Annotated in this window: 8 protein-coding genes; all 8 read right to left on the bottom strand. The window is 65.4% G+C overall.

Going from position 1 to position 12,997, the window contains the following annotated elements; all coding sequences use genetic code 11:
• Nucleotides 1–224 precede the first annotated feature (224 nt).
• Nucleotides 225–884: a hypothetical protein gene (locus Q0X23_RS14280; protein WP_297860900.1), complete on the bottom strand. Its 660-nt coding sequence runs from the start codon at nt 882–884 to the stop codon at nt 225–227.
• A 301-nt stretch (nt 885–1,185) separates the two neighbouring features.
• Nucleotides 1,186–6,516, bottom strand: a complete 5,331-nt coding sequence (locus tag Q0X23_RS14275; RefSeq protein ID WP_297860899.1) for a hypothetical protein — start codon at nt 6,514–6,516, stop codon at nt 1,186–1,188.
• A complete protein-coding gene (locus tag Q0X23_RS14270) occupies nt 6,516–9,416 on the bottom strand; it encodes an Ig-like domain-containing protein (protein WP_297860898.1) in 2,901 nt (966 codons plus the stop codon). The genes Q0X23_RS14275 and Q0X23_RS14270 overlap by 1 nt, the downstream gene beginning before the upstream one ends.
• Nucleotides 9,397–9,636 (bottom strand): hypothetical protein, encoded by a 240-nt coding sequence (locus tag Q0X23_RS14265; RefSeq protein WP_297860897.1) that lies wholly within the window; start codon nt 9,634–9,636, stop codon nt 9,397–9,399. Before Q0X23_RS14265 ends, Q0X23_RS14270 begins: the two co-directional genes overlap by 20 nt.
• Nucleotides 9,608–9,919 carry a hypothetical protein gene (locus tag Q0X23_RS14260; protein WP_297860896.1) on the bottom strand — a complete coding sequence of 104 codons (312 nt, stop codon included), beginning with the start codon at nt 9,917–9,919 and terminating at the stop codon, nt 9,608–9,610. Before Q0X23_RS14260 ends, Q0X23_RS14265 begins: the two co-directional genes overlap by 29 nt.
• Entirely contained in the window at nt 9,859–10,632 is a 774-nt protein-coding gene (locus Q0X23_RS14255) for an Ig-like domain-containing protein (RefSeq protein ID WP_374707481.1), read from the bottom strand. Before Q0X23_RS14255 ends, Q0X23_RS14260 begins: the two co-directional genes overlap by 61 nt.
• On the bottom strand, nt 10,514–12,157 hold the full coding sequence (locus tag Q0X23_RS14250) for an Ig-like domain-containing protein (protein ID WP_297860894.1): 1,644 nt from the start codon (nt 12,155–12,157) through the stop codon (nt 10,514–10,516). Before Q0X23_RS14250 ends, Q0X23_RS14255 begins: the two co-directional genes overlap by 119 nt.
• Nucleotides 12,097–12,969, bottom strand: coding sequence for an SdrD B-like domain-containing protein (locus tag Q0X23_RS14245; protein ID WP_297860893.1), 873 nt, complete (start codon nt 12,967–12,969; stop codon nt 12,097–12,099). Before Q0X23_RS14245 ends, Q0X23_RS14250 begins: the two co-directional genes overlap by 61 nt.
• Between the last annotated feature and the right edge of the window lie 28 nt (nt 12,970–12,997).

Here is a 12,997-nt window from a genome sequence, read left to right as displayed (position 1 = left end):
TTCAGGATTCAAAAAAGACAATCGATGGGGTATTTGGTTTTTGCAAACTGTCTTTTTGAATCTGGTATGAGGGGGATAATACGACGGTGTCATAAGTGTACAGGTAACTTGTTTTGCAGTACGTGTTGAAGCACGTTGATTGCCCAAAACTGCGATCTACGGCTCATTGAGAGGGGCTGCCATATATATCGTTCCTGGTTACCAAACCAATAAGTGGCCCCAGGCTATTTGGAACTTGGAGCAGGATTCGTATCTTTGAAAACCTCGGCGCTGGCTTCCCAGTAGGTTGCCATATCCTCGGCCAGTGAGCGGGCACGGCGTAGGGTCTCGGGATCTTCGGTGCTGTGCGAAAGACCTATCAGGTTGGCGACCATATCGGAAAGCTTGGTGAGCAGCCCATGTAGGGCTTCTTGCTGGGCCGCAGAAAGCTGCTGCAGGTTTTTGAGGGTGGCAGGGCTGGCCCCCACCAGGGGCCCCCGGCCCTTGCGCTGCTCGGCCAGCGAAGATTCCAGGGTGCGGTAACGGGCCAGGCGACGCTCAAACTCGGGCAGGATGTCCTGGTCTACCTGCTGCAAGACATCTTCAACCTGGCGGCGAAAACTGGGGGCCTCGAGCAAGCCAATCTCCCGGGCCAGGGCGTTGCGGCGCTCCAGGGCTTTCTTCATCAGGGGGTCGTCCCCTATGGCTGAGGCCAGACGGCGCTCGAGCTGGGTTGCGCTCATAGCCACCCAGGCCACCAGGGTAATGAACAAGGGCACCGGCCAGGCCGTGCGGTAGGGCTCGAGGCCCTGCACCAACAGCAGGGCAGCCACCACCCCCAGGCCCAGCAGCAGAATCCAGATGGCAGGGGGCCGACCCCCTGCACGCAGCATTCGCCAAAGCATAAGTACAGCCTAGCAAATCGGCTCCTGAGGTGCTGGGTCATGCGAGAAAAAAACCGGGCCGAAACAAGCTCGGCCCGCTGTGATACCAGATTCGGTTAGTTCGTCACTGTTTAGTGACGAACTAACCCGACTGAAAGGAGTGCTCCAGGATTTAAAAAGATAGCCTCTGGATTTTTTTGTTTGAATGACTATCTTTTTGAATCCGGTATGACTTGGGACAGATTCCCTTTTGGACGGGTCAAGACCCGTGCGCCCGGAGGCAGATTATCTTCAAGACAGGCTACAGCCCATACACACAGGGTTATCGGGCAGGTACCCCGAAGAGGCTCTCGTCGAAAAGCCAGTCCAGGCGCAAATACAGCCCCGGCAGGCTCTGGAAGCCGCCCAGGCTGGTCTCGGTGCCCAGCAGGTTAGCCCCTACCGAGAAGGTCAGGCCGGTGGCTACCCGCAGACTGGCCTCCACACCCAGCGAAAGCTGGCCGGAGCGGGTTGCGGGCTGGAATAAGTAGCTGGCACTGGCCCCTAGCCCAAAGGTGTCGGTGAGGAAGTAGGTCAGGCCACCGCCCACCTGGCCGGTAAAGATACCCGTGTCGGCCAGCCGGTAGGCGGTGCCCAGGCGCAGGAACCAGCGCTCGTCGGCCTGGTAGCCCCCGCGCACCTCACCTTCGAAGATCACGCCGTCGGCATCGCGGTAGAAGCCCCCCTTCAGCGTGTTCTGGGTCAGGAGACTCAGGCGGTCACCCCGGTAAGCTCCGGCCAGGCTAAAGCGGGTGCCATCGGTGCCGCTGGCCTCGCGCACGTAGGCGGCCTGGGGCGAGAGGATCAGGTCGCTGCTGGGCTTGTAGATCAGGCCAAACTCGTAGACCTGCTTGATGCCCGGGTTGCTGGCCTGACCCGAGAACTCTGCGCGAGCGCTAGCTTGCAGGTTTTCATCGTTGTAGCGGAGCCCAAGGCCCGCACTAGCCCCACCCTGGGCGTTGTCGGCGACGATAACGTTGGTGCTAAGGCCTAGCTGCAGCTCCTTAGTGAGCGGAACGGTGGTGTCCAGGCCCAACCGGGTGCGTCCAGCCTCACCGTCCAGGTTGGACATCTCGTAGGTGGCCGAGATGTTCGTGGAGCCGAGTTGACGGCCTTCAGGGTCGGGCGCCTCGGAGGTGTTGCCCAGCAGGGTACGCAGAAGTTCGTCGTTGGCAAAGCTACCCCGCACCCCCAGCGCCCCGGTCAGGCGCAGGCCGGTGGCGGCGTAGGTGAGGCGGTTTTGCAGGCGTAAACCGAAGCTTTGGGTCAGTGCGTAATCCAGGCTGAGGTCGGTAGCCCCAGGGGTATTGCCCAGGCCCACCAGTTGCCGCAGCGAAATGCCAAAGCGCCCGGCCCTGGCCTCTGCCCCCAGCGAGAGGAAGGCAGTTTGAGACTGGAAGTTGTTGATGGACTGCGGGTCGAGGCCAAAGCTGGCCCCGGCCCCCAGCAAGAGGGCCAGGTTCTCGCCACCTACCCTGGCTTCCGCACTCACCTGCTGGGTAGTGGTTCCGGCTACGTAGTCCTGGTTCAGGCTGTAGCGTCCGGAGAGGCCCAGCAAGCCAGAGCGGGCTGCCGCACCTAGGGTGATATCACGGGCGGCACCGGGCGCTCCTCGCGGGTCCTGGAAGCCTGGCGGCACATCCTGGTAGCGGCCTTCCAGGTCGAAGTTCGCGCTTTTGAGACCAAACTTCAGTGCGCCGGCTACCTGACTCAGGTTGTTGATGGGCGCGGCCAGCTCGGCCTCGAGGCGGGCGCTCTCGCCCCCCAGCCGCAAGCCCAGCCCGGCCAGGCCCGAGACGCTGCTGTCCAGCGAGAGTAGAGTAGCCCGGATGCCGAAGCTTTCCGTCTCGAGGCCCGCTTGCACCCCGCCGCGCAGCTCGCGCACGATGCCGCTGGGGGTGGTGACGGCGTAGGCGACCTCGAGGCTCTGGGGGTTGCCGTTCAGGTCGGTGGGCTGGAGGGGGGCCCGCAGTTGCAGAATGCCTGCGCTATAGTCTATGTCGTAGTCGGCGTTTCGCAGCAGGATGGTGCGACTCAGCACCAGGTTGGAATTGGTACGGTCGCGCACCAGCCGCACCACCAGCTCGCTGCTACTGACCACCGGACGCTCGCTGGGCAAGAGACCCAGGCGGTAGAAGCTGGTGCCGTCACCCGGTATCACCTCGCGGCGGTTGGCGTTGGGTACCAGCGCCGCAAAGGCATTCAGACTGAAGTCACCTTGACGCAGCACCCCCTTGAGGCCGTTGTAGCCTGCGTTATAGCCGGTCAGGAGACCTTGGAAGTCGGTGCCGAGCTGGCCGTATTGCAGGTAGCTCTTCCCCACCTCGAAGCGCAAGAAGACGCTGTCGGCGGAGTTGGCGTCGGTGCCGATCTGCGAGCTGTCGCCCAAAAGCGGGAAGCGCTGGTAGGGGTTGGCAGGGGGTAGGAGGTTTGCATTCCGGAAGAGGAAGCCATTCACGCTAAAGTCGGCCCCCGTATTGACCGCGCCGGTGAAAAGGCCCTCGCCCAGCACGCTTCCGCGCCCAAAGGCCCGCAGGCTGGTCTCGAGGCTGAAACCATTGCCGTTCAGATTGGCCTGCAGGCCTAAGGCACCGGAAACAACGAGGGGACGCGGCAGGGCGGCCTCTACCGGGAAGCGGGCCTGGCGGCGAACCTCGCCCGCTATCACCTCTACTTCGACCTGTTCCGGGCTGCCGCCTTGCAGACGGGTGCCCAGGTTGGAGAGGGGGAGACGGGCCTCGCCGTTCACCACCCGCACCTGGTAGCCGGGCACGCCGGTCTCGGCATCGGGCTCTTCCGGCTCGGGCCGAACATTTACACTTACATAGCCCACGTTGGCGGGGTTGCCCTGGGCATCCCGCACCAGAATGGTGAGCTCGGGCTGATCGGCGCGATCGGTGGTAAGGGGGCGGCTGGGGTAGATCTGAACCGTGGCCGGTGCACCACCCCCCTGCACCAGGCTGAAGTCGGCCAGGTCGCTTTGCTGGATGGGCTGGGCCTGGGCCAGCGCCTGCAGCAGACCCGGTTCACCCACCACCACCCGGACATCGCCCAGGCTGCCCAGGAAGGGCTGGCCCTGGGGGGTACGGGGCTTGCCTGCCGAGCGGGTTTCTGGGGTTTGCAGAATCACGCCCAGGCGATCCTGGGGGAACTCGAGCGCCCCCGCATGGCTCACCCGGTAGCCCAACACGTAGTTTGTCCGCAGCGAACCAGGCAACACCCAGAACAGCCGGTCGCCCGAGACGAGGGGATCGGCCAGGGGGTCGGCGTTCTCGCGGGTGGGGTTGGCAATCACCGACTGCTCGAGAACCCCCGCCGGTGCACCCCGCAAAAGTCGGCTGCTGCCCAGCACATAGCGAGCACCCTGCGGCAGCCGATCCGAGAGGATCACCACACCCGCAGCCGGGGCCGAGGCCAGCCGGGCCGCCAGGGTCACTTCCGACTCGCGCTCCCGCACCGGCTCGCGCACCACCGGCGGCAGGGGCGCAGGCGGCTGAACCACGCTCAAGCGGGCCTGGGCCTGGTTGTTGGCGGGGTCGGGGTCGGTCTCCCGGAGGCGCACCTCGGCACTATTGACCAGGGTTCCAGCCTGGGTGGCGGTGGCCTGCACGGTGAAGTTGCGGCGGGCCCCGCTGGGCAGGCTGCCCACCGTCCAGGTCAGGGTGTTGCCCTGCAGGGTGGCCCCCTCGGCGGTGATGCTGGCCAGGCCTGCGGGCAGGGTATCGGTCAGGACGACATTGGTGGCCGCATCGGGGCCGTTGTTGACCAGGGTCAGGGTGTAGGTCACCCGGTCACCCACGCTGGCCTGCGCGCGGCTCACGGTCTTGCTAATGGACAGGTCGGCCCTGGGCTCCGGCGGCGGAGGGGGAGGTGGGGGTGCAGGCGGCGACGCCACCACTTCTAGAGTAGCCTGGGCCTGGTTGTTGGCAGGGTCAAGGTCACGCTCGCTCGAGCGAACGCTGGCCTGGTTGGTGCGCTCGCCCGCTACCTGGCCCCGCACCACCACACTAAAGCTCAGGCTTGCCCCACTCGCAAGGCCACCAATGTTCCAGGTCAGGGTGTTGCCTTCCCGCACCGGTGCAGGGGTAGCCGAGATGAACTCGAGCCCCACCGGTAGCCGATCCGTGAGCACCACCCCGGTGGCTCCATCGGGGCCGTTGTTGCGGACGGTCAGGGTGTAGGTGGCGTTTTGCCCGAGCTCGAGGCGGGCGGGTTGTACCGTCTTGGTAAGGGCCAGCTCCACTTCCGGCTGGCGCGGGGGTGGGGTTGGGGCCACCACTTCCAGGCGGGCCTGGGCGCGGTTGTTCTCAGGGGTGGGGTCTTCCTCGGCAGCCCGTACCTCGGCGGTATTGACCCAGGTGCCCAGGCTCTCTGCGATGGCTTCTACTTGCACCGTCCGGCGCTCCCCAGGCCCCATACGGCCCAGGTTCCAGGTCAGGGTACTACCCTCCAGGCGGGCCCCTTCGCTGCGAGCCTCCCCCAGTCCACTGGGTAAGGCATCGGTCAAGGTCACGCTGGTGGCGGCATCGGGGCCGTTATTGGTCACCGTCAGGGTATACCGGACAGCGTCCCCAGGGTTGGCACGGGGTACGTTCACGCTCTTGCTTACTACCAGGTCTATCTTGGGGGCCGGCGGTGGGGGTGGCGGCTCGACGCGGGGCAGGGCCGGGCCGGGCTCAGCCGGCACACGGGCATAGTACGGCTGATTATCCAGGCGCAGGCGAAACTTGACCGAGTTGGAGAACTGTCGTGTGGTGGGCAGAATCCGCACCAGGATGGCCCACTCGCCCCGCAGCTCGGGGGTCACGCGGAACTCGTTGCTAGCCCACTGCACGTCGCCCGAACTGGTAAGCTCGCGGCGCTGCCCGTTGGGAAAGCGCACAAAGATGCGCATCTCCTGGGGGCCGTCGGCATCGAAGTTTTCGATACGGAATACCTTGCCGACCGCGGCTTGCCCCAGGGTCAGGCGGGCCGCAACTTGGTCGCGGCCAAACTGCCCCCGCGTTACCACGGTAAACTGGCTGGCCTCCACCGCAATACCGGGGCTCAAGCGGAAGCCAAAGGCGTTCTTGCCGTTGCCGAAGGTGCGCACAGGCTGAGCGTAGTAGCCCTGGGCCAGGATACCCTCGAAGAGGGTATCGTAGCGGTGGGTTTCGGCGTTGCCGTAGCTCCGCTCCGCCAGCAATGCGGACGTGCCCCGTCCCAGCAGCTTAAAGTCAGACCGCATTTTGACGTTGGGGGCATAGATTTCGTCGCCGTAGTAGTTCTGCACATCGCGCTTGTTGCGGTAATCGTTCAGGTTGATGTCGGGGCTAAAGAGCTCCACCCGCAAGGGCTGGCCCGCAGCCCGTTCGAAGACGGCCAGGCGGTAGTCGTCCTGGCCTCCGGCCCGCTGGTCCCAGCCCACCTCGCTGCCCACGCTCGAGAGCGGCAGGTTGATGCTGGACTGCGGCAGGGCAACGGGCTGGGCTGCCACCCAGGGGAGCAGGGTCATCAGCGCAATCAGTACCAGTTTGATGTGGCTTTGCATGGCATTCACTAAAGCTGGATTCCCTTCGGGACGGACTGCTGCCCGTAAACCTGTTTGAATGGAGAAGAATACTGGCCTTTTCATCAGCGTACCTCCTCCCAGAGCAGGTCGGGGTCGGTAATCAGGCGGTCTATGGGAATGTTGCCGCTCAGGGTGTAGGTCAGGATGTAGGTTCCAGGTTGCACGTTGCCCAAGCGGATTTCACTGCCCTGGAGGCTGGGTTGCAGGTTTGGCGCGGTGATGGCCCCACGGCTGCCACCGGAGGGCAGCGGGTCGGAAATACGCAGGTTGTTTACGGCCTTGTTCAGGGTCAGGGTCAGGGTGACGGTGTAGGTGTTGCTCGAGACCTGCGTAAGGGTCTTCTCCAGACGCTGCCCATCCACCGTCAGGCGGGTCGAGCGGGTGACGGCAGTCTGGCTGCTGGGGTTCTCGAAGAGGAAGTCCTCGGTGTAGAGCCCACCACCCTCCACCCGCACCTGGCGGGTGCCACGCAGGCCCCGGTCATCCGGTATAGCCTTGGGCACATACGGCACGGTCAGGCGGTCTACCCGCAGGGTGTTCAGGCCCGGCAGCACTTCGGTCAGGCTATAGCGGCCCTGCTCGTCGGTAACGGCGTAGCGCCCATCGGAGAGGTAGACCCGCACCCCTTGCAAGGGTTCATCCACCCCGGCGGTGTAGTTGTTGTCGTTGTTCTTGTCGAAGTAAACCCGGCCCAGAATGGTGCCCTTGTCGCTGAAGACGCCGGCCTCGATTCGCACGGTGGCTGTGGCCACGTTGGAGTTGACCCGCACCGGGTTGAGCGAGCTACCCACTAGGGCGCTGGCCTCGGCAGCGTTGACCAGCTGGCCGCTGGTTGGGGCGGCTGCAGTCACGGTGGTGGCAAAGCGCAGGCTGGCCGACTGGCCGGGGGCCAGCTCGCCTACTACCCAGACCAGCCGCTGGCGACCTCCTTCGTTGGTGATCTGGGGGTCGGGGAAAGCTGCACCGTTGAGGCTCGAGCTGCCCGGGCGGTACTCCAGCCCCACCGGCAAGAGGTCGCTCAGGGTGACCTGTCGCATGGAAGCGCCCGAACCCTGGTTGGTGGCCTTGAGGATGTACTCGAGGCTTCCCCCAATCCGGGCCACCCCCTGCACGGCGGTTTTCTCCAGCACCAGGTTGGGGCCCCGCACCTCTACCCGGATGGTGGCGGGGTTAGACTCCTGTCCAGCGTTGTCGCGAATGGTATAGGGCACCTCCACCGTGCCGGTGAAGCCCTCGACTGGGGTGAAGGTCACACTGCCGTCGGGGTTTCGCACAAAGGTACCCTTGCCCGGCACAATTACCTGGTTCTGGATGCCGGGGGTGGCCGGGTCGAGGTCGAGGGTGCCGGGATCCAGGGTCGCGCCCGCGCCGGGAGAGTCGTTGGCAATGGGGTTCAGCGTGACCGGCGTGTTGTAGGGCGTTGTGGCGCTGTCGTCACGGGCCACCGGTACGGCAGGGGCCCGCACCGTAATGGCAATGTTGGCGGTGTTGGTGGTGCTGCCGCTGGTGTCCTGAACCGTGTAGGGAATGGTCACGGTGCCGGTGAAGCCCGGCGCGGGCGTAAAGGTCACGCTGCCATCGGGATTGCGGCTGAAGGTGCCCTTGCCCGGCACGGTGAAGCTCTCCTGCACCCCTGGGGTCAGGGGGTCGAGGTCGAGGGTACTGGGGTCGAGGGTGGCGCCATCGCTGGGGGTGTCGTTGTTGAGCGGGTTCAGCGTGACCGGGGTATTGAAGGGGGTGGTGGCGCTGTCGTTGCTGGCTGCTGGGAGCGGGTTGACCGTCACCACCAGACGGGCGGTATTGGAGGTCTGGCCGGTTTGGTCCTGAATGGTATAGGGCGCCTGTACCGTGCCGGTGAAGCCTGGGGCCGGGGTGAATAGCACTTTGCCGTCGGGTTGAAGTTCGAAAACCCCTTGTCCAGGCACTTCAAAGCGGGTCTGCTGGCCTGGGGTGCTGGGGTCCAGGTCAATGGTGCGGGGGTCGAGTCCGGTGCCCAGGCCAGGGGTGTCGTTGGCCGCCGGGTTCAGGGTGACCGGGGTGTCCCGCTTGGTGCTGGCCAGGTCGTTATTGGCGATGGGCGCGGTGGGCGGGTCTACTGTAACGGTCAGGTTGGCCGGGCTCGAGGTCTGGCCGAAGTTGTCCTGAATGGTGTAGGGAATGCTAACCGTGCCGGTGAAACCCTCTTCTGGGATAAACTGTACCGACTCATTGCTCAGGTTGGTGGCCGGTAGGAGCACGAAGCGGCCCTTGCCCGGCACCACCCGTTCAGTTTGTTGGCCCGGCGTGCTGGGGTCAAGGTCAACGGTGCTGGGTACCAACTGCCCGCCCGCGCCCGGCGTGTCGTTGGTGCTGGGGTACAGCGTAACCGGGGTTCGGAAGGGGGTGCGGGCCTGATCGTCGGCAGCGGTGGGGGGCGGTGGGGTAACGGTGATGATCAGGTTGGCCGGATTGGTACGTACCCCTGCGCTGTCCTGCACGGTGTAGGGCGTGGTAGCGGTACCCACAAAGCCCGGCTCGGGGGTGAAGCGCACGCTGCCATCGGGCTGTAGCGCGAACGTACCCTGCCCCGGCACGGTGCGGGTGGTCTGCTGGCCGGGGGTATCGGGGTCGAGGTCAATGGTGCTGGGCACGATGGTCTGGCCGGGGTTGGTTACGTCGTTGGCCGCAACGGGCACGTTGACCGGGGTATTCACCGGGGTCTGGGCGCGGTCGTCGACTGCCGCCGGCAGTTCGCTTACGGTGACGGTCAGGTTGGCCCGGTTGGAGGTCTGGGGCGCGGTATTGGGGTCGTTGTCCTGGTCGTTGATGGTGTAGGGGATGGTCACCACGCCGACAAAGCCCGGCTCCGGGGTGAAGACCACCGTACCGTCGGGGCGGGCCTCAAAGGTGCCACGTCCCGGAACGTTAAGGGAGGACTGCCGGCCTGGCGTGCTGGGGTCAAGGTCAATGGAAGCCAGGGTCAATCACGTTGGGCAGGTTGGCCGTATCGTTGGCGGCAGCATTTAGCGTGACCGGCGTGCCCCTGGGGGTGGAGGCCTGGTCGTCCACTGCCGTAGGCGGAGCTGGGCGCGGGCGAATCGTGACGGCGATATTGGCGGGGTTGGAGGTCTGGCCCAGGTTGTCCCGGATGGTGTAGGGCACCACCGCCGTACCTTCAAAGCCCGGCACCGGGTCGAAGCGCACCGTGCCGTCGGGCTGCAGCGGTGAAGGTGCCCTTGCCGGGGATGGTGCGGGTGGTCTCTTGCCCGGGGGTGCTGGGGTCAAGGTCAATTGAGCCAGGCACCAGGGTGGTGCCGGGGCTGGCAGTGTCGTTCAACAGGGCCGGTACCACCACCGGCTGGTTGAAGTCGCCAGCTTTGGCGTCGTCGCGCGCCACGGGTGCGGGCGGCGGGGTGACATTTACGGTCAGGGTGCTGGGCGCCGAGGTCTGCCCCAGATTGTCCTGAATGGTATAGGGAATCTGCACCGTTCCAGCAAAGCCGGGGTCGGGGGTGAAAGGTGACCTGGCCGGTGGTGGGGTTCAGATCGAAAGCGGCCCTGGCCCGGTACGGTACGGGTGGTCTGCTGGCCTGGCGTGCTGGGGTCAAGGTCAATCGAGCCGGGTACCAGCGTAGTGCCGGGGCCGGCGGTGTCGTTGGCGGGTGGGTTTAGGGTAACTGGCGTCCCGAAGGGGGTGGTGGCTGTGTCCGGGGTGGCTACCGGAACGGCGGGAGGCCCCACTGTCACGCGAATGCTGGCCGGGTTGGAAACCGCGCCGGAGTTGTCGGCGATGGTGTACTGCACCGGGGTGGTGGTACCGCTAAAGGTGGGAGCCGGGGTGAAGCTGACCGTGCCATCGGGCTGGATGGCGTAGGTGCCCTCGCCCGGTACCGTGAGGGTCTTGCCATCCGGCGAGCGGGTGCTGCCAGCAGGCTGGCCGGAGGCCGGGAAGACCACCGAACCAGGCACCAGGCTGCGCCCCGAGGCCACCAGGTCGTTGGTTTTGGGATCGAGGGTGACCGGGGTGTTGAAGGGGGTGGTGGCTGTGTCGTCCAGCGCCGCCGGGCTGCTCACATCAATGCTAATGGTAGCCGGATTGGAGGTCTGGCCGGTGGTGTCCTGGAAAGTATAGGTGACCGGAGTCGCCGGCCCGACGAAGGTGGGCAGAGGGGTAAAGGTTACGGTGCCATCGGGGTTGATGGTGTAGGTGCCCTCGCCCGGTACCGTGAGGGTCTTGCCATCCGGCGAGCGGGTGCTGCCCGCAGGCTGGCCGGAGGCCGGGAAGACCAGCTGAAGCCGGCACGATGCTGGCGCCCCGGTTGGGTGTGGTGTCGTTGATTTTGGGATCTAGGGTGACCGGGGTGTTGGGTAAGGTGCTCGAGTCGTCGTTGACGGCTACCGGCGGCTGCGGCGGCTGAACTGTGACTGAAAGGTTGGCCTGATTCGAAGGATTGCCGGTGTTGTCGCGCAGGGTATAGGGGATGGTGGCCGTACCGCTGAAGGTGGGCTCCGGGGTAAAGGTCACGTTGCCGCTACTGTCCACCGTAAAGGTGCCCTGGCCGGGTATGGCTCGAGTTTTCTGATCGCCCGGTGTGCTGGGGTCAAGATCCAGGGTGCTGGGGTCAACAAACCCATCGGGGTCGGTGTCGTTGCCCACCGCACTGAAGGTAACGGGCGTGTTGAAGGGGGTGGTAGCGCTGTCGTTCGCAGCCACCGGCGGGTTGTTGAAGCCAAAGTTGCGGTTGTTGCTGACCGTACCGGGGGCGATAGTTACCCCGGTAATCTGCGCACTGGCGGGGGCTACGGGTTGGAGGGTGCCCAGGGCCGGATTACCTGCCCCAGTCGGTACACGAAGGGTGTAGGTGCCCGGCGGGACCGCATTGAAGCTGTAGTTCCCGCTGGCATCGGTGGTGGTGGAGGCCACCACGTTGCCGCTGCCGTCTACCAGTTCAACGGTGATACCGGCCCCCAGGCGACTATCGGCGGGGGTGCCGTCGAAGCTCTTGTTGCCATTCAGGTCGTTGTAGAGCGTGCCGGAGATGCTGCCCAGGTTGGTCACCAGGCTGACCGGGGTAGCGCTGGGGGTGTCCCCGTTCGGCGTACCAGGGAGGGCACCGGGGCTGGCGGGGTGGGTGGTGTTGCTGCTGGTATCCGCGGCGGTAGCGCCTGGCGGTGGGGTGGGGGTGCCGCCCGGGAAGCTATGACCGGGGTTGGGGCCCGATGGGGTGCTCGAGCCGTACACCGAGTTGTTCTGCGGCGTGCTGGGTACCGAGGCCGCGTCGGGGTACTGTACCTGCACGGTAAAGCTCAGGGTACAGTTCTGACCGCCCTGGAAGGTATCGCTGCCGGTCAAAAGCCGGGTATCGGTGGTGCCGTTGAAGGCCGGGTTGATGGTGCAGGGCGCAGCCCCTGTGGTCTTGGTCGGCCCGGAAACAACGGTAATGGTAGGTGCATTGTCGGCATAGGTCTGGGCCAGGTTCTCGGTCAGTTGCACGTTGGGCAGCGGCAGCGTACCGGTATTCCCGGCTACCACCGTGTAGGGCACGGTAAAGGTGCGGGCATCCACCTGGGTGGGCGGGCCTGCCGACTTAAGCACATCCAGCCCGGTGCGGCTGAAACCGAAGTTCTGGTTGTTGCTGGCTGCGCCGGGGCTCACCGTCACGCTCAGGGCTCCACTGGCCGGTGCGCTGGGGGTAGCTCCGCCCAGAGTCGGGATCGGTGGCAACCACCCGCACGGTATAGCCTGCCGGGGGCCACGCCGGTGAAGGTATAGTTGCCGCCGCTGTCGGACTGCGTGGTGGCAACCACGTTACCGCCGCTGTCTACCAGCTCCACCGACACGTTGGGCAGGCGCGGGTCGGTGCCAGAATCGAAACTCCCGTTGTTGTTCTGGTCAAGGTAGAGCGTACCCGAGATGCTGCCGGGGTTGGGGAAGGTCACCGGGGTATTGCCGGGGGTGTCGCCGCCCGGGCTGCTTGGCAAGCCAGACGGGCTGGCGGGGTGGGTGGTGTTGCTGCTGGTATCGGTGGCCAGGGAACCCGGAGGAGGCGTGGGCACCCCACCGGGGAAGGTGTGGCCGGTGTTGGGACCGCTGCCGGGCAGGCTCGAGGCGTAGACCTGGTTGTTCTGGGGGGCGCTGGGAATAGCCGCGGTGCTCGGGTAAACCAGCCGCACCCGGAAGCTGATGGTGCAGCTCTGGCCGGGGGCGAGGTCGTCGGTTCCGGCCAGCAGGCCAAAGACCGTAGTGCCGTTGAAGCCAGGGTTGGCGGTGCAGGTAGCCCCCGAAGAGGGCGTCACGGTAAGGGCCGGGGTACCCACCAGGCTGATGGCAGGGCTGCCCGCGCCAAAGGTGCGACTCAGGTTCTCCGAAACCTGAACGTTGGGCGCCGCCACATTGCCGGTATTGCCCACCACCACTGCGTAGGGCACCTCGTAGGTGGTGGGGCCAATCTGCACCGGCGTACCCGCCGACTTAATCACGTCGACTGCCACTTTCTGGAAGCCAAAGTTCTGGGTGGAGGGCGTGCCCGCAGTCACTGTGACAGGCGCCGAACCGGTTGCGGGC

The organism is Meiothermus sp. (genome assembly GCF_026004115.1).
Taxonomy (GTDB): domain Bacteria; phylum Deinococcota; class Deinococci; order Deinococcales; family Thermaceae; genus Meiothermus.
The sequence above is the reverse complement of the archived record's forward strand: the minus strand, read 5'-3'. Positions and strand labels throughout refer to the sequence as shown.

Coding starts and splice junctions, on each gene's coding strand:
- Q0X23_RS14280 (WP_297860900.1), bottom strand. CDS start 884: ATGCTTTGGCGAATGCTGCGTGCAGGGGGTCGGCCCCCTGCCATCTGG.
- Q0X23_RS14275 (WP_297860899.1), bottom strand. CDS start 6,516: ATGAAAAGGCCAGTATTCTTCTCCATTCAAACAGGTTTACGGGCAGCA.